The following is a 15,546-nucleotide window of genomic DNA, read 5'->3' on the forward strand; positions in this document are numbered from 1 at the left end:
GTCGGGGAACGCGACAGCCAATATAGGAGTGGGCATCGGGGTGCGTGCGGACCGGGCAGGTCAGCAGGGCTTGGGTCCGGGTGGGGGTCCGGGGTTGAGGCCGGGACCGGCGTGCGGGTTTGATCTCCGCGGGGCCCGGGGTACGCTCTTCCGCCCGATTGGCCAGCCCCGCGCCCCGTATGGCAGACTAGCGGGGTTGCTCGGTCGAGTGCCGATGCTGCGCGCCTCCCGCCGGGAGGACCGGAAGCGAGTCCCACAGTACTCGTCGTCCCACGCATTACATCGCGAGGTGTAGGGGCGGACGTACGGGAATCTTCCGGGAAGCGTCAGCGGGGTGCAGACCAGGCACCCGGTGGGCCTCTCGCCCCCGGCCCGCGGTTCCGGAAGGGCCCGCACTCCCAGGCAGGGAAGTCCCGAAGAGGGACATCTGTGTCAGTGAGAGTGCGACACGCCCGACCGCGTGGGTCGGAGGGGGAGCGGAATGGACAAGGACCACCGGGTCCAGAGCGTTACGAGAGACAGGACTACTGAGTAGCCATGGCGGGACAGAAGATCCGCATCCGGCTCAAGGCCTACGACCACGAGGTCATCGACTCCTCGGCGAAGAAGATCGTCGAGACGGTGACCCGCACTGGTGCGTCGGTCGCGGGCCCGGTGCCGCTGCCCACTGAGAAGAACGTGTACTGCGTCATCAAGTCGCCGCACAAGTACAAGGACGCGCGCGAGCACTTCGAGATGCGCACGCACAAGCGCCTGATCGACATCCTCGACCCGACGCCCAAGACCGTTGACTCTCTGATGCGACTCGACCTCCCGGCCGGTGTCGACATCGAGATCAAGCTCTGAGGGCCGGTGATCTGAAGATGAACAAGCAGATCAAGGGCATCCTGGGCGAGAAGCTCGGCATGACGCAGGTGTGGGACGAGAACAACCGTGTTGTTCCGGTCACCGTCGTCAAGGCCGGCCCCAACGTCGTCACCCAGGTCCGTACGAACGACGTCGACGGCTACGAGTCCGTCCAGATCGCGTTCGGCGAGATCGACCCGCGCAAGGTGAACAAGCCCCTCAAGGGCCACTTCTCCAAGGCCGACGTCACCCCCCGCCGCCACCTCGTCGAGATCCGCACGGGCGACGCCGCCGAGTACACGCTCGGTCAGGAAGTCACCGCCGAGGTCTTCGAGTCCGGCGTGAAGGTCGACGTCACCGGCAAGAGCAAGGGCAAGGGCTTCGCCGGTGTCATGAAGCGTCACAACTTCAAGGGCCTCGGCGCCGGTCACGGCACCCAGCGCAAGCACCGCTCGCCGGGCTCCATCGGTGGCTGCGCCACCCCGGGCCGTGTGTTCAAGGGCCTCCGCATGGCGGGCCGCATGGGCAACGAGCGGGTCACCACCCAGAACCTGACCGTCCACGCCGTTGACGCGGAGAAGGGTCTGCTGCTCATCAAGGGCGCGGTTCCCGGTCCGAACGGCGGCCTCGTCCTGGTCCGCACCGCGGCCAAGGGGGCCTGAGGTACCGATGAGCACTGTTGACATCCTTTCGCCTGCCGGCGAGAAGACCGGAAGCGTCGAGCTCCCCGCGGAGATCTTCGGCGTGGAGAAGATCAGCATCCCGCTGATCCACCAGGTCGTCGTCGCGCAGAACGCCGCTGCCCGCCAGGGCACGCACAAGACCAAGCGTCGCGGCGAGGTCCGTGGTGGCGGCAAGAAGCCGTACCGCCAGAAGGGCACCGGCCGCGCCCGTCAGGGTTCGACCCGTGCGCCGCAGTTCGCCGGCGGTGGCGTCGTCCACGGCCCGCAGCCGCGCGACTACTCGCAGCGGACCCCGAAGAAGATGAAGGCCGCGGCCCTGCGCCACGCCCTCACCGACCGGGCCCGCCACGACCGCATCCACGTCGTCACCGGCGTCATCGAGGGCGACAACCCGTCCACGAAGGCCGCCCGGACGCTGTTCGGCAAGATCTCGGAGCGCAAGAACCTGCTCCTGGTCGTCGACCGCGCCGACGAGGCCGCGTGGCTGTCCGCCCGCAACCTGCCCCAGATCCACATCCTGGAGCCGGGCCAGCTGAACACGTACGACGTTCTCGTCTCGGACGACGTGGTCTTCACCCAGGCCGCGTTCGAGTCCTTCGTGTCTGGCCCCCACAAGGCCGCTGACACCGAAGGGAGCGAAGCCTGATGGCTACGCGTCACCCGAGCATCGCCTCCAAGGCGGCCAAGGCCGCCAAGGCCGCGCGCGTCGCCAAGGCGCGCCGCCACGAGGCCGAGGGCAAGAACACCGTCGTCACGCCGGTCAGCAAGTCGTTCACGGACCCCCGTGACGTGCTGCTGAAGCCGGTCGTCTCCGAGAAGAGCTACGCGCTCCTCGACGACAACAAGTACACGTTCGTCGTCGCCCCGGGTTCCAACAAAACCCAGATCAAGGAGGCCGTCCAGGCGGTCTTCTCGGTCAAGGTCACCGGGGTCAACACGATCAACCGCCAGGGCAAGCGCAAGCGGACCCGCACCGGCTTCGGCAAGCGTGCCGACAGCAAGCGCGCGATCGTGACCCTTGCCGAGGGCGACCGTATCGACATCTTCGGCGGTCCGACCTCCTAACGGGGGTCCGGATCGTCCGGAATCGGACGAGGACTGAGAAATGGGAATCCGCAAGTACAAGCCGACTACGCCGGGCCGTCGCGGCTCCAGCGTCGCCGACTTCGTCGAGGTCACGCGGTCCACGCCGGAGAAGTCGCTGGTCCGCCCCCTGCACAGCAAGGGCGGCCGTAACAACGCCGGTCGTGTGACCGTTCGCCACCAGGGTGGCGGACACAAGCGCGCCTACCGTGTCATCGACTTCCGTCGGCACGACAAGGACGGCGTGCCGGCGAAGGTCGCGCACATCGAGTACGACCCCAACCGCACCGCGCGCATCGCGCTGCTGCACTACGCCGACGGCGAGAAGCGCTACATCCTCGCCCCGCGCAACCTGCAGCAGGGCGACCGCGTCGAGAACGGTCCCGGGGCCGACATCAAGCCGGGCAGCAACCTGGCGCTCCGCAACATCCCGGTCGGTACCACGATCCACGCGATCGAGCTCCGTCCCGGTGGCGGCGCCAAGTTCGCCCGCTCCGCCGGTGCCTCCGTGCAGCTGCTCGCGAAGGAGGGCTCGATGGCCCACCTGCGCATGCCGTCCGGAGAGATCCGCCTGGTCGACCAGCGCTGCCGCGCCACGATCGGCGAGGTCGGCAACGCCGAGCAGAGCAACATCAACTGGGGCAAGGCGGGCCGTAAGCGCTGGCTGGGCGTTCGCCCGACCGTGCGTGGTGTGGTCATGAACCCGGTGGACCACCCGCACGGTGGTGGCGAAGGCCGTACCTCGGGTGGTCGCCACCCGGTGTCCCCGTGGGGCAAGAAGGAAGGCCGTACTCGTTCGCCCAAGAAGGCGTCGAACAAGTACATCGTCCGCCGCCGCAAGACGAACAAGAAGCGCTAAGGACGGGTTGAGATGCCTCGTAGCTTGAAGAAGGGACCCTTCGTCGACGACCACCTGATCAAGAAGGTGGACGTCCAGAACGAAGCGGGTTCCAAGAACGTCATCAAGACCTGGTCCCGTCGCTCGATGATCGTCCCGGCGATGCTCGGCCACACGATCGCGGTGCACAACGGCAAGACCCACATCCCGGTGTTTGTCACCGAGTCCATGGTCGGCCACAAGCTCGGCGAGTTCTCGCCGACGCGCACCTTCCGGGGTCACGTCAAGGACGACCGGAAGTCGAAGCGCCGCTAGTCAGCGGGGTGTGAATGATCATGACAAACACTGAAGGGACAACCATGGAAGCCAGGGCCCAGGCGCGGTACATCCGCGTCACGCCCATGAAGGCCCGCCGCGTGGTGGACCTCATCCGTGGCATGGATGCCACGGAGGCTCAGGCGGTCCTGCGTTTCGCCCCGCAGGCCGCGAGCGTGCCGGTCGGCAAGGTGCTGGACAGCGCCATCGCCAACGCCGCGCACAACTACGACCACACCGACGCCGACAGCCTCGTCATTTCCGAGGCGTACGTCGACGAGGGTCCGACCCTGAAGCGGTTCCGGCCGCGCGCCCAGGGCCGTGCCTACCGGATCCGCAAGCGGACCAGCCACATCACCGTGGTCGTCAGCAGCAAGGAAGGAACCCGGTAATGGGCCAGAAGGTAAACCCGCACGGGTTCCGGCTCGGTGTCACGACCGACTTCAAGTCGCGTTGGTACGCCGACAAGCTGTACAAGGACTACGTCAAGGAAGACGTCGCCATCCGTCGGATGCTGACGTCCGGCATGGAGCGCGCCGGCATCTCCAAGGTCGAGATCGAGCGCACCCGTGACCGCGTCCGCGTGGACATCCACACGGCTCGTCCGGGCATCGTCATCGGCCGCCGCGGTGCGGAGGCCGACAAGATCCGCGGTCAGCTCGAGAAGCTCACCGGCAAGCAGGTCCAGCTGAACATCCTCGAGGTCAAGAACCCCGAGACCGACGCTCAGCTGGTCGCCCAGGCCGTCGCCGAGCAGCTGTCCTCCCGCGTCTCCTTCCGCCGTGCCATGCGCAAGAGCATGCAGGGCACGATGAAGGCCGGCGCCAAGGGCATCAAGATCCAGTGCGGTGGCCGCCTCGGTGGCGCCGAGATGTCCCGCTCGGAGTTCTACCGCGAGGGCCGCGTGCCCCTGCACACGCTCCGCGCGAACGTGGACTACGGCTTCTTCGAGGCCAAGACGACCTTCGGCCGTATCGGTGTGAAGGTCTGGATCTACAAGGGCGACGTCAAGAACATCGCCGAGGTCCGCGCCGAGAACGCCGCCGCCCGTGCCGGCAACCGCCCGGCCCGTGGCGGCGCCGACCGCCCGGCCCGCGGTGGCCGCGGTGGCGAGCGTCGTGGGCGCAAGCCGCAGCAGTCGGCTCCGGCCGCCGAGGCCCCCAAGGCCGAGGCGCCCGCCGCTGCCGCTCCGGCCGAGGCCTCGTCCTCTTCTACCGGCGGAACGGAGGCCTGACCGAAATGCTGATCCCCCGCAGGGTCAAGCACCGCAAGCAGCACCACCCCAAGCGCCGTGGTCAGGCCAAGGGCGGTACGACGGTTGCGTTCGGCGAGTACGGCATCCAGGCCCTCACGCCGGCGTACGTCACCAACCGCCAGATCGAGGCCGCCCGTATCGCGATGACCCGCCACATCAAGCGTGGCGGCAAGGTCTGGATCAACATCTACCCGGACCGCCCGCTCACGAAGAAGCCGGCCGAGACCCGCATGGGTTCCGGTAAGGGTTCTCCCGAGTGGTGGATCGCGAACGTGCACCCGGGCCGGGTCATGTTCGAGCTGTCCTACCCCAACGAGAAGATCGCCCGTGAGGCGCTGACCCGTGCGGCCCACAAGCTGCCGATGAAGTGCCGGATCGTCAAGCGCGAGGCAGGTGAAGCGTGATGTCGGCCGGTACCAAGGCGTCCGAGCTGCGCGAGCTGGGCAACGAGGAGCTTCTGGCGAAGCTCCGCGAGGCCAAGGAAGAGCTGTTCAACCTCCGCTTCCAGGCGGCGACGGGCCAGCTCGAGAACCACGGTCGGCTCAAGGCCGTCCGTAAGGACATCGCCCGGATCTACACCCTGATGCGTGAGCGCGAGCTGGGCATCGAGACGGTGGAGAGCGCCTGATGAGCGAGAGCAACGTGACTGAAGAGACGAAGGCCTCCCGCGGCTTCCGCAAGACCCGCCAGGGTCTGGTCGTCAGCGACAAGATGGACAAGACCGTCGTCGTCGCCGTCGAGGACCGCGTGACCCACGCCCTGTACGGCAAGGTCATCCGCCGTACCGAGAAGCTCAAGGCGCACGACGAGCAGAACGCCGCGGGCGTCGGCGACCGCGTCCTCCTCATGGAGACCCGGCCGCTGTCCGCGACGAAGCGCTGGCGCGTCGTCGAGGTCCTCGAGAAGGCCAAGTAAGAAATCTCCTGCGGGGCATTCCTCGCAGGACAGTTCCGCCAGGCTCCGGGAGTCGTTCACCGAGGTGACCGACTCCCGGGGAACCGGCAGACATTCAGGAGATAGACGTGATCCAGCAGGAGTCGCGGCTGCGTGTCGCCGACAACACGGGTGCGAAGGAAATCCTGACCATCCGTGTGCTCGGTGGCTCGGGCCGCCGCTACGCGGGTATCGGTGACGTCATCGTCGCCACCGTCAAGGACGCGATCCCCGGTGGCAACGTGAAGAAGGGTGACGTCGTCAAGGCGGTCATCGTTCGCACCGTCAAGGAGCGCCGCCGTCCCGACGGCTCGTACATCCGCTTCGACGAGAACGCCGCCGTCATTCTGAAGAACGACGGCGACCCTCGCGGCACCCGTATCTTCGGCCCGGTGGGCCGTGAGCTGCGCGAGAAGAAGTTCATGAAGATCATCTCCCTCGCGCCGGAGGTGCTGTGAGCATGAAGATCAAGAAGGGCGACCTGGTCCAGGTCATCACCGGTAAGGACAAGGGCAAGCAGGGCAAGGTCATCGCGGCCTTCCCCCGCGAGGACCGCGTCCTGGTCGAGGGTGTCAACCGGGTCAAGAAGCACACCAAGGCCGGGCCGACCGCTCGCGGTTCGCAGGCCGGCGGCATCGTGACCACCGAGGCCCCGATCCACGTCTCCAACGTCCAGCTGGTCGTGGAGAAGGACGGCAACAAGGTCGTCACGCGCGTCGGTTACCGCTTCGACGACGAGGGCAACAAGGTTCGCGTTGCCAAGCGGACGGGTGAGGACATCTGATGGCTACCACCACCACTCCGCGTCTCAAGACGAAGTACCGCGAGGAGATCGCGGGCAAGCTGCGTGAGGAGTTCTCCTACGAGAACGTCATGCAGATCCCCGGCCTCGTGAAGATCGTGGTCAACATGGGTGTCGGCGACGCCGCCCGTGACTCGAAGCTGATCGAGGGCGCGATCCGCGACCTGACCACCATCACCGGTCAGAAGCCGGCCGTCACCAAGGCCCGCAAGTCCATCGCGCAGTTCAAGCTGCGTGAGGGTCAGCCGATCGGTGCCCACGTCACGCTCCGTGGCGACCGCATGTGGGAGTTCCTGGACCGCACCCTGTCGCTCGCGCTGCCGCGCATCCGCGACTTCCGCGGTCTGTCCCCCAAGCAGTTCGACGGCCGTGGCAACTACACCTTCGGTCTCACGGAGCAGGTCATGTTCCACGAGATCGACCAGGACAAGATCGACCGCACCCGGGGTATGGACATCACCGTGGTGACCACGGCGACCAACGACGCCGAGGGCCGCGCGCTCCTCCGTCACCTCGGCTTCCCCTTCAAGGAGGCGTGAGCGAGATGGCGAAGAAGGCTCTGATTGCCAAGGCTGCTCGCAAGCCCAAGTTCGGTGTCCGCGGCTACACGCGCTGCCAGCGCTGCGGCCGTCCGCACTCCGTCTACCGCAAGTTCGGCCTGTGCCGCGTGTGCCTTCGTGAGATGGCTCACCGCGGCGAGCTGCCGGGCGTGACCAAGAGCTCCTGGTAATCCGGTAATTCCGGGTTATTCAGACTCTCGGTAAGTATCTGGGTGGGCAGAGGCCCGGCTCCGCATGCCTTAGGCTTGCGGGGTTGGGCGTCTGTCGCCCCAATCGACTTACTACGCCGTAGGTCCACCGCGCCGCACCCGTCCCGTCTCGGATCGGGGAGAGGGATGGCGCACCAGGAAACCACGGCGAGAGAGGCCGAAGGCCAATTCATGACCATGACTGATCCGATCGCAGACATGCTTACGCGTCTGCGGAACGCGAACTCGGCGTACCACGACTCCGTGACGATGCCGGCGTCCAAGATCAAGTCTCACATCGCGGAGATCCTCCAGCAGGAGGGCTTCATCACCGGCTGGAAGACCGAGGACGCCGAGGTCGGCAAGAACCTCGTCCTCGAGCTGAAGTTCGGCCCGAACCGTGAGCGCTCCATCGCGGGCATCAAGCGGATCTCCAAGCCCGGTCTCCGGGTGTACGCGAAGTCCACCAACCTGCCCAAGGTGCTGGGTGGCCTCGGCGTGGCGATCATCTCCACGTCCCACGGGCTCCTCACTGGACAGCAGGCCGGCAAGAAGGGCGTAGGCGGAGAAGTCCTCGCCTACGTCTGGTAACGGAAGGGAACGGAGGAAACAGCTATGTCGCGCATCGGCAAGCTCCCCATCGCGGTTCCCGCCGGCGTGGACGTCACCATCGACGGCCGTACGGTCGCGGTCAAGGGCCCCAAGGGCTCGCTGACCCACACCGTCGTGGCGCCGATCGACATCGCCAAGGGTGAGGACGGCGTGCTGAACGTCACCCGCCCCAACGACGAGCGTCAGAGCAAGGCCCTGCACGGCCTGTCCCGCACGCTGGTGGCGAACATGATCACCGGCGTGACCCAGGGTTACGTGAAGAAGCTCGAGATCAGCGGTGTCGGTTACCGCGTGCTCGCCAAGGGTTCGAACCTGGAGTTCTCCCTCGGCTACAGCCACCCGATCCTGGTCGAGGCCCCCGAGGGCATCACCTTCAAGGTGGAGAACCCGACCCACTTCTCGGTCGAGGGCATCGACAAGCAGAAGGTCGGCGAGGTTGCGGCCAACATCCGCAAGCTGCGCAAGCCCGACCCGTACAAGGCCAAGGGCGTCAAGTACGAGGGCGAAGTCATCCGCCGCAAGGTCGGAAAGGCGGGTAAGTAAGCCATGGCATACGGACAGAAGATCCTCAAGGGCGACGCCTACAAGCGCGCCGCGATCAAGCGCCGCCACATCCGGATTCGCAAGAATCTCTCGGGTACGGCGGAGCGTCCCCGTCTGGTCGTTACCCGTTCGAACCGCCACATCGTGGCCCAGGTGATCGACGACATCAAGGGTCACACCCTGGCGTCGGCGTCCACCCTGGACACCTCGATCCGCGGTGGCGAGGCCGACAAGTCCGCGCAGGCCCAGCAGGTCGGCGCCCTGGTCGCCGAGCGCGCCAAGGCCGCCGGTGTCGAGGCCGTTGTGTTCGACCGTGGTGGCAACCAGTACGCCGGGCGCATCGCCGCCCTGGCGGACGCGGCCCGCGAAGCCGGACTGAAGTTCTGAGCCGCCCGTCGCGGCAGCGGCTTATGCCGCTGTGCAGCGCCGGAAACAGAGAGAGGTAATTCCAATGGCTGGACCCCAGCGCCGCGGCAGCGGTGCCGGTGGCGGCGAGCGGCGGGACCGGAAGGGCCGTGACGGTGGCGCAGGTGCCGCCGAGAAGACCGCTTACGTTGAGCGCGTTGTCGCGATCAACCGCGTCGCCAAGGTTGTGAAGGGTGGTCGTCGCTTCAGCTTCACCGCGCTGGTCGTGGTGGGCGACGGTGACGGCACCGTGGGTGTCGGATACGGCAAGGCCAAGGAGGTGCCGGCCGCCATCGCCAAGGGTGTTGAGGAGGCCAAGAAGCACTTCTTCAAGGTCCCCCGCATCCAGGGCACCATCCCGCACCCCATCCAGGGTGAGAAGGCTGCCGGCGTCGTGCTGCTCAAGCCCGCGTCCCCCGGTACCGGCGTTATCGCCGGTGGTCCGGTGCGCGCCGTGCTCGAGTGCGCCGGTATCCACGACGTGCTGTCGAAGTCGCTCGGCTCCGACAACCAGATCAACATCGTGCACGCGACCGTGGAGGCCCTCAAGGGCCTGCAGCGTCCCGAGGAGATCGCGGCCCGCCGTGGTCTGCCGCTCGAGGACGTCGCCCCCGCGGCCCTTCTCCGTGCGCGTGCCGGGGCGGGTGCGTAATCATGGCGCAGCTCAAGATTACGCAGGTCAAGTCCTACATCGGCAGCAAGCAGAACCACCGTGACACCCTGCGCTCCCTTGGTCTCAAGGGGATCAACACGCAGGTCGTCAAGGAGGACCGCCCCGAGTTCCGCGGCATGGTGCACACCGTCCGCCACCTCGTGACGGTCGAGGAGGTCGACTGATCATGGCGGAGAACAACCCGCTCAAGATCCACAACCTCCGTCCGGCCCCCGGCGCCAAGACCGCCAAGACCCGTGTCGGTCGTGGTGAGGCGTCGAAGGGCAAGACGGCCGGTCGTGGTACCAAGGGCACGAAGGCTCGCTACCAGGTTCCGGAGCGCTTCGAGGGTGGCCAGATGCCCCTCCACATGCGTCTTCCGAAGCTGAAGGGCTTCAAGAACCCGTTCAAGACCGAGTTCCAGGTCGTGAACCTCGACAAGCTGGCCGCGCTGTACCCCGAGGGTGGCGAGGTCACCGTCGAGGGCCTGGTGGCCAAGGGTGCCGTTCGCAAGAACAGCCTCGTCAAGGTCCTCGGCCAGGGCGAGATCTCGGTGGCGCTGCAGGTGACGGTCGACGCCGTCTCCGGCTCCGCCAAGGAGAAGATCACCGCCGCCGGCGGTACCGTCACCGAGCTCGTCTGAACCACTCGGACGTGTCGATGACATGAGCGATCCCGACCGGGGATGCCCCACAAAAGGGGTATCCCCGGTTGGTCGTTCCAAGGGGAGTACTCCCGCCGGTAAGGTGGCCTGCGCTGCCCTCTTTCACGGGTGCGTCACATGAGGCACTCTTGACGGCGGTTCAACGTTATTCCCTTAGCCGTCCACTTATCAGTCGTCAGTCGAACCTCAAGACCGTCACCCTTGACGCAGTAGCGCGGGGGTCGCAGGAGGCACCGTGCTCACCGCGTTCGCCCGGGCGTTCAAGACGCCCGACCTGCGCAAGAAGCTGCTCTTCACGCTCGGCATCATCGTGGTGTACCGACTCGGTACCCACATTCCCATTCCAGGCGTCGACTACAAGAACGTCCAGGAGTGCGTGGACCAGGCGTCCGGCAACCAGGGCCTCTTCGGCCTGGTCAACATGTTCAGCGGTGGCGCCCTGCTGCAGATCACGGTCTTCGCGCTCGGCATCATGCCGTACATCACGGCGAGCATCATTCTGCAGCTGCTGACCGTCGTGATCCCGCGCCTGGAAGCCCTCAAGAAGGAGGGCCAGGCCGGTACGGCGAAGATCACGCAGTACACCCGTTACCTGACCGTCGCGCTCGCCATCCTGCAGGGCACCGGCCTGGTGGCCACCGCCCGCAGCGGCGCCCTCTTCTCCGGCTGCACCGTCGCCGGTCAGATCGTGCCCGACCAGGCGATCTTCACCACCGTCGTCATGGTCATCTGCATGACCGCCGGTACCTGTGTCGTCATGTGGCTCGGCGAGCTGATCACCGACCGCGGCATCGGCAACGGCATGTCGATCCTGATGTTCATCTCGATCGCCGCGACCTTCCCGTCCGCCCTGTGGGCCATCAAGAAGCAGGGCGAGCTGGCCGACGGCTGGATCGAGTTCGGCACGGTCATCCTCGTCGGCCTGGTCATGGTCGGCCTGGTGGTCTTCGTGGAGCAGGCCCAGCGCCGCATCCCCGTGCAGTACGCGAAGCGCATGATCGGCCGCCGCTCCTACGGCGGCACCTCGACGTACATCCCGCTCAAGGTGAACCAGGCGGGTGTCATCCCCGTCATCTTCGCCTCGTCGCTGCTCTACATCCCGGCACTGATCGTCCAGTTCTCGAACTCGACGGCGGGCTGGGCCACCTGGATCACGAAGAACCTCGCGGACACCGCGGCGACGCCGCACATCATCCTGTACTTCTTCCTGATCGTCTTCTTCGCCTTCTTCTACGTGGCCATCTCGTTCAACCCCGAGGAAGTCGCGGACAACATGAAGAAGTATGGTGGCTTCATCCCGGGCATCCGGGCTGGCCGACCGACCGCTGAGTATCTGAGCTACGTACTCAACCGGATCACCTGGCCGGGTTCGCTGTACTTGGGTCTGATCGCTCTCGTCCCGACAATGGCGTTGGCTGGTTTCGGGGCAAACCAGAACTTCCCGTTCGGCGGCACCAGCATCCTGATCATCGTGGGTGTCGGTCTCGAGACGGTGAAGCAGATCGAGAGCCAGCTCCAGCAGCGCAATTACGAAGGGTTCCTCCGCTGATGCGAATCGTCCTCGTCGGGCCTCCGGGTGCCGGAAAGGGAACGCAGGCCACCCGCCTTGCCGAGACGCTGCACATTCCGCACATCTCCACGGGCGACCTGTTCCGCGCGAACATCAGCCAGCAGACCGAACTGGGCAAGCTCGCGAAGTCCTACATGGACGCCGGCAATCTCGTGCCGGACGAGGTCACCATCGCCATGGCGAAGGACCGCATGGAGCAGCCCGACGCCGAGGGCGGCTTCCTGCTGGACGGCTTCCCGCGCAACGTCTCCCAGGCCGAGGCGCTGGACGAGCTGCTCGAGACCGAGGACATGAAGCTCGACGCGGTGCTGGACCTGGAGGCCCCGGAGGACGAGGTCGTCAAGCGGATCGCCGGCCGGCGCGTCTGCCGCAACGACTCGGCCCACGTCTTCCACGTGACGTACACGCCGCCGAAGAAGGAAGGCGTCTGCGACGTCTGCGGCGGCGAGCTGTACCAGCGGGACGACGACTCCGAGGAGACGGTCCGCAAGCGGCTCGAGGTCTACCACACGCAGACCGAGCCGATCATCGACTACTACAAGTCGCAGGGCCTGGTCGCCACCATCGCCGCGACGGGCCCCGTGGACGAGGTCACCCGCCGCGCGCTGGAGGCGCTCAAGCGCGACCAGTAGTACTCCGCCCGGCTGCAGCCGCGGTCCCTCGCTCAGGGGGCCGCGGCTGTGCTGTGGGGTGGGGGGCTCCGCCCCGTATCGTGGGAACCGTTCCCCTCCCGCGCCCCTCCTCCGTACCGGTCCAGTCCCGTCCAGAAAGGCCGCAGCCCCCATGGTGCAGATCAAGAACCCCGAGCAGATCGCCAAGATGCGCGAAGCGGGGCTGGTCGTCGCCGCCATCCACGCGGCCACCCGCGAGGCCGCCGTGCCCGGCGCCACGACCAAGGACCTGGACCAGGTCGCCCGCAAGGTCCTCGCGGAGCACGACGCGAAGCCGAACTTCCTCGGGTACGGCGGCTTCCCCGCCACCATCTGCACCTCGGTGAACGAAGTCGTCGTCCACGGCATCCCGTCCGACGACGTGGTCCTCAAGGACGGCGACGTCATCTCCATCGACTGCGGCGCGATCATCGACGGCTGGCACGGCGACGCCGCCTACACGGCCTTCGTCGGCTCCGGTCACTCCCCGGAGCTGGTCGAGCTGTCCCGGGTGACCGAGGAGTCGATGTGGGCGGGCATCGCCGCCATGAAGCAGGGCAATCGCCTGGTGGACGTCTCCCGCGCCGTCGAGACCTACATCCGCCGCCAGCCCAAGCCCGGCGGCGGCAAGTACGGGATCATCGAGGACTACGGCGGCCACGGCATCGGCACCGAGATGCACATGGACCCGCACCTGCTGAACTACGTCGACCGCCGCCGCGGCAAGGGCCCGAAGCTCGTCCCCGGCTTCTGCCTCGCCATCGAGCCGATGGTCTCCCTCGGCACCCCCCGCACCGAGGTCCTCTCCGACGAGTGGACGGTCATCACCACGGACGGCACCTGGTCCTCCCACTGGGAGCACTCGGTGGCCCTGACGGAACAGGGCCCGCTGGTCCTGACGGCCCCCGACGGCGGCAGGGCGAAGCTGGCCGAGCTGGGGATCACGGCCGCACCGGATCCGCTGGCCTGACGCCGGGCCCGAGCCACGACCGCCGGTCGGAGGCCGGCGCAGCCGCTCGAAGCCTGTGAGGCGCCCCTGGCGCCGAGCCCGCGAGAGGGGCGTGAAGGATCGGTCGGCGGCAGGGCGAAGCTGGCCGAGCTGGGGATCACGGCCGCGCCGGATCCGCTGGCCTGACGCCGGCCCGAGCCACGACCGCCGGTCGGAGGCGGGCGCAGCCGCTCGAAGCCTGTGAGGCGCCCCTAGCGCCGAGCCCGCGAGAGGGGCGTGAAGGATCGGTCGGCGGCAGGGCCAAACTGGCCGAGCTGGGGATCACGGCTGCTCCCGACCCCCTTGCATAACGATCTCGCATCCGGGGCAGACTTCCTCGTTTCGCCTTTCCGGGTTCGCTGACGTAGACTGACTCGTCGGCTCCCGTGCACCCCCATGTCTTGAGGGTTGCGCGATGAGTCGATCAAGGTAGTCGATTCGAAGGGCGAAGCGTGGCCAAGAAGCAAGGTGCCATCGAGATCGAGGGCACTGTCGTCGAGTCTCTTCCGAACGCCATGTTCAAGGTCGAGCTCCAGAACGGCCACCAGGTCCTGGCACACATCAGCGGCAAGATGCGTATGCACTACATCCGCATCCTCCCTGACGACCGGGTCGTGGTGGAGCTGTCTCCGTACGACCTGACGCGTGGCCGGATCGTCTACCGGTACAAGTAGATCTTGCCCACGTCCCGCGTGTTCCGCACGCGGGTCCGCCGGCAACTGACCCGGAGAACCTCACACCCATGAAGGTCAAGCCGAGCGTCAAGAAGATCTGCGACAAGTGCAGGGTGATCCGCCGTCACGGTCGGGTCATGGTCATCTGCGACAACCCGCGCCACAAGCAGCGCCAGGGCTGAAGCCTGACCGTTCCCTCCGCGATTCGCATGACTTCGCGCGACGCGAGCTGAACATGTTCATACGCAGGACCCGGGCGCCCAGGCGTCCGACACCCCCGGTTCGGAGGCCGGGGACCCGATACGTACCTCATACGGCGGCCGGGGACCGGTTCTGTGGAAGACCTCCGACAATCAACTGGAGCCATTGAATGGCACGCGTTTCCGGTGTTGACATCCCGCGCGAAAAGCGCGTCGAGATCGCCCTCACCTACGTGTTCGGCATCGGCCGGACCCTCTCGCAGCAGACGCTCGCCGCCACCGGCGTGGACCCGAACACCCGTGTTCGGGACCTCTCCGAGGAGCAGCTCGTCGCGATCCGCGAGTACGTCGACAACAACATCAAGACCGAGGGTGACCTCCGTCGCGAGGTGCAGGCCGACATCCGCCGCAAGGTCGAGATCGGCACCTACCAGGGTCTGCGCCACCGTCGCGGTCTGCCCGTCCGCGGTCAGCGCACCAGCACCAACGCCCGCACCCGCAAGGGCCCGCGTCGCGCCATCGCCGGCAAGAAGAAGCCGGGCAAGAAGTAGTCCGCAGCGGACTTCGCCGTCCAGCGGTCTTCGCTGTAGGACCGACCACCTCCCGTAGGAGAACGACATGCCCCCCAAGGGACGTCAGGGCGCTGCCAAGAAGGTGCGCCGCAAGGAAAAGAAGAACGTCGCTCACGGCCACGCGCACATCAAGAGCACGTTCAACAACACGATCGTGTCCATCACGGACCCGACCGGCAACGTGATCTCCTGGGCCTCCGCCGGCCACGTCGGCTTCAAGGGCTCCCGGAAGTCCACGCCGTTCGCCGCGCAGATGGCCGCCGAGTCGGCTGCCCGCCGCGCGCAGGAGCACGGCATGCGCAAGGTCGACGTCTTCGTCAAGGGCCCGGGTTCCGGTCGTGAGACCGCCATCCGCTCCCTGCAGGCGACCGGCCTCGAGGTCGGCTCCATCCAGGACGTCACGCCCACCCCGCACAATGGGTGCCGTCCGCCGAAGCGTCGTCGCGTCTGATCCCGCTTCACCGCGGCATCGCTTCAACGCTTCACCAGGGTTTCCGGGCGGTACGGCTCTTT

The 15,546-nt window shown here is 66.9% G+C and carries 28 protein-coding genes; all 28 read left to right on the plus strand.

The window, feature by feature from the left end:
- Window positions 1-537: 537 nt before the first annotated feature.
- On the plus strand, window positions 538-846 hold the full coding sequence (gene rpsJ, locus ACFV9J_RS01720) for a 30S ribosomal protein S10 (protein WP_014054162.1): 309 nt from the start codon (window positions 538-540) through the stop codon (window positions 844-846).
- A gap of 17 nt (window positions 847-863) precedes the next feature.
- A complete protein-coding gene (gene rplC, locus ACFV9J_RS01725; RefSeq protein WP_217167006.1) occupies window positions 864-1,508 on the plus strand; it encodes a 50S ribosomal protein L3 in 645 nt (214 codons plus the stop codon).
- 7 nt (window positions 1,509-1,515) lie between these two features.
- Complete coding sequence (gene rplD / locus ACFV9J_RS01730; protein WP_385348279.1) at window positions 1,516-2,175, plus strand: 50S ribosomal protein L4; 660 nt, start codon at window positions 1,516-1,518, stop codon at window positions 2,173-2,175.
- Entirely contained in the window at window positions 2,175-2,594 is a 420-nt protein-coding gene (gene rplW / locus ACFV9J_RS01735) for a 50S ribosomal protein L23 (protein ID WP_328562190.1), read from the plus strand. The genes rplD and rplW overlap by 1 nt, the downstream gene beginning before the upstream one ends.
- A 40-nt stretch (window positions 2,595-2,634) precedes the next feature.
- A complete protein-coding gene (gene rplB, locus ACFV9J_RS01740) occupies window positions 2,635-3,471 on the plus strand; it encodes a 50S ribosomal protein L2 (protein WP_217167008.1) in 837 nt (278 codons plus the stop codon).
- A gap of 12 nt (window positions 3,472-3,483) precedes the next feature.
- Window positions 3,484-3,765: a 30S ribosomal protein S19 gene (gene rpsS, locus ACFV9J_RS01745; RefSeq protein ID WP_030619138.1), complete on the plus strand. Its 282-nt coding sequence runs from the start codon at window positions 3,484-3,486 to the stop codon at window positions 3,763-3,765.
- Between the two features lie 44 nt (window positions 3,766-3,809).
- Window positions 3,810-4,157, plus strand: coding sequence for a 50S ribosomal protein L22 (gene rplV / locus ACFV9J_RS01750; RefSeq protein ID WP_030619142.1), 348 nt, complete (start codon window positions 3,810-3,812; stop codon window positions 4,155-4,157).
- Window positions 4,157-4,999 (plus strand): 30S ribosomal protein S3, encoded by an 843-nt coding sequence (rpsC, locus tag ACFV9J_RS01755; protein WP_385348283.1) that lies wholly within the window; start codon window positions 4,157-4,159, stop codon window positions 4,997-4,999. Before rplV ends, rpsC begins: the two co-directional genes overlap by 1 nt.
- Window positions 5,000-5,004: 5 nt before the next feature.
- Entirely contained in the window at window positions 5,005-5,424 is a 420-nt protein-coding gene (gene rplP, locus ACFV9J_RS01760; RefSeq protein ID WP_004927269.1) for a 50S ribosomal protein L16, read from the plus strand.
- Window positions 5,424-5,648: a 50S ribosomal protein L29 gene (rpmC, locus tag ACFV9J_RS01765; RefSeq protein ID WP_003974259.1), complete on the plus strand. Its 225-nt coding sequence runs from the start codon at window positions 5,424-5,426 to the stop codon at window positions 5,646-5,648. Before rplP ends, rpmC begins: the two co-directional genes overlap by 1 nt.
- Complete coding sequence (gene rpsQ / locus ACFV9J_RS01770; protein WP_217167010.1) at window positions 5,648-5,935, plus strand: 30S ribosomal protein S17; 288 nt, start codon at window positions 5,648-5,650, stop codon at window positions 5,933-5,935. Before rpmC ends, rpsQ begins: the two co-directional genes overlap by 1 nt.
- A gap of 107 nt (window positions 5,936-6,042) precedes the next feature.
- Window positions 6,043-6,411, plus strand: a complete 369-nt coding sequence (gene rplN / locus ACFV9J_RS01775; RefSeq protein ID WP_003974257.1) for a 50S ribosomal protein L14 — start codon at window positions 6,043-6,045, stop codon at window positions 6,409-6,411.
- A 2-nt stretch (window positions 6,412-6,413) separates the two neighbouring features.
- Window positions 6,414-6,737 carry a 50S ribosomal protein L24 gene (rplX, locus tag ACFV9J_RS01780; RefSeq protein ID WP_003974256.1) on the plus strand — a complete coding sequence of 108 codons (324 nt, stop codon included), beginning with the start codon at window positions 6,414-6,416 and terminating at the stop codon, window positions 6,735-6,737.
- The gene (rplE, locus tag ACFV9J_RS01785) at window positions 6,737-7,294 is read left to right on the plus strand and encodes a 50S ribosomal protein L5 (protein WP_003974255.1); all 558 of its coding nucleotides are present in this window, start codon (window positions 6,737-6,739) and stop codon (window positions 7,292-7,294) included. Before rplX ends, rplE begins: the two co-directional genes overlap by 1 nt.
- Before the next feature lie 5 nt (window positions 7,295-7,299).
- Window positions 7,300-7,485 (plus strand): type Z 30S ribosomal protein S14, encoded by a 186-nt coding sequence (locus ACFV9J_RS01790; RefSeq protein WP_003948630.1) that lies wholly within the window; start codon window positions 7,300-7,302, stop codon window positions 7,483-7,485.
- 210 nt (window positions 7,486-7,695) lie between these two features.
- Window positions 7,696-8,094 carry a 30S ribosomal protein S8 gene (gene rpsH / locus ACFV9J_RS01795; RefSeq protein WP_031041548.1) on the plus strand — a complete coding sequence of 133 codons (399 nt, stop codon included), beginning with the start codon at window positions 7,696-7,698 and terminating at the stop codon, window positions 8,092-8,094.
- A gap of 24 nt (window positions 8,095-8,118) precedes the next feature.
- Window positions 8,119-8,658, plus strand: a complete 540-nt coding sequence (rplF, locus tag ACFV9J_RS01800; RefSeq protein WP_194276370.1) for a 50S ribosomal protein L6 — start codon at window positions 8,119-8,121, stop codon at window positions 8,656-8,658.
- A 3-nt stretch (window positions 8,659-8,661) separates the two neighbouring features.
- Window positions 8,662-9,045: a 50S ribosomal protein L18 gene (gene rplR, locus ACFV9J_RS01805; RefSeq protein ID WP_271319849.1), complete on the plus strand. Its 384-nt coding sequence runs from the start codon at window positions 8,662-8,664 to the stop codon at window positions 9,043-9,045.
- Between the two features lie 64 nt (window positions 9,046-9,109).
- Complete coding sequence (gene rpsE, locus ACFV9J_RS01810; RefSeq protein ID WP_003974251.1) at window positions 9,110-9,715, plus strand: 30S ribosomal protein S5; 606 nt, start codon at window positions 9,110-9,112, stop codon at window positions 9,713-9,715.
- Between the two features lie 2 nt (window positions 9,716-9,717).
- Entirely contained in the window at window positions 9,718-9,900 is a 183-nt protein-coding gene (rpmD, locus tag ACFV9J_RS01815) for a 50S ribosomal protein L30 (protein WP_003974250.1), read from the plus strand.
- A gap of 2 nt (window positions 9,901-9,902) precedes the next feature.
- Entirely contained in the window at window positions 9,903-10,358 is a 456-nt protein-coding gene (gene rplO, locus ACFV9J_RS01820) for a 50S ribosomal protein L15 (RefSeq protein WP_003974249.1), read from the plus strand.
- A 256-nt stretch (window positions 10,359-10,614) separates the two neighbouring features.
- A complete protein-coding gene (secY, locus tag ACFV9J_RS01825; protein ID WP_003974248.1) occupies window positions 10,615-11,928 on the plus strand; it encodes a preprotein translocase subunit SecY in 1,314 nt (437 codons plus the stop codon).
- A complete protein-coding gene (locus tag ACFV9J_RS01830) occupies window positions 11,928-12,581 on the plus strand; it encodes an adenylate kinase (protein ID WP_003974247.1) in 654 nt (217 codons plus the stop codon). Before secY ends, ACFV9J_RS01830 begins: the two co-directional genes overlap by 1 nt.
- A 151-nt stretch (window positions 12,582-12,732) precedes the next feature.
- Entirely contained in the window at window positions 12,733-13,569 is an 837-nt protein-coding gene (gene map / locus ACFV9J_RS01835; RefSeq protein WP_385348296.1) for a type I methionyl aminopeptidase, read from the plus strand.
- Window positions 13,570-14,039: 470 nt separating this feature from the next.
- Window positions 14,040-14,261: a translation initiation factor IF-1 gene (gene infA / locus ACFV9J_RS01840; RefSeq protein WP_003948620.1), complete on the plus strand. Its 222-nt coding sequence runs from the start codon at window positions 14,040-14,042 to the stop codon at window positions 14,259-14,261.
- Window positions 14,262-14,329: 68 nt separating this feature from the next.
- Window positions 14,330-14,443 carry a 50S ribosomal protein L36 gene (rpmJ, locus tag ACFV9J_RS01845; protein ID WP_003974245.1) on the plus strand — a complete coding sequence of 38 codons (114 nt, stop codon included), beginning with the start codon at window positions 14,330-14,332 and terminating at the stop codon, window positions 14,441-14,443.
- Between the two features lie 188 nt (window positions 14,444-14,631).
- Entirely contained in the window at window positions 14,632-15,012 is a 381-nt protein-coding gene (rpsM, locus tag ACFV9J_RS01850) for a 30S ribosomal protein S13 (protein ID WP_003974244.1), read from the plus strand.
- A 67-nt stretch (window positions 15,013-15,079) separates the two neighbouring features.
- Window positions 15,080-15,484, plus strand: coding sequence for a 30S ribosomal protein S11 (rpsK, locus tag ACFV9J_RS01855; RefSeq protein WP_003948617.1), 405 nt, complete (start codon window positions 15,080-15,082; stop codon window positions 15,482-15,484).
- Window positions 15,485-15,546: the final 62 nt, after the last annotated feature.

It is taken from the genome of Streptomyces sp. NPDC059906 (genome assembly GCF_042730645.1).
Taxonomy (GTDB): Bacteria; Actinomycetota; Actinomycetes; order Streptomycetales; family Streptomycetaceae; genus Streptomyces; species Streptomyces rubrogriseus.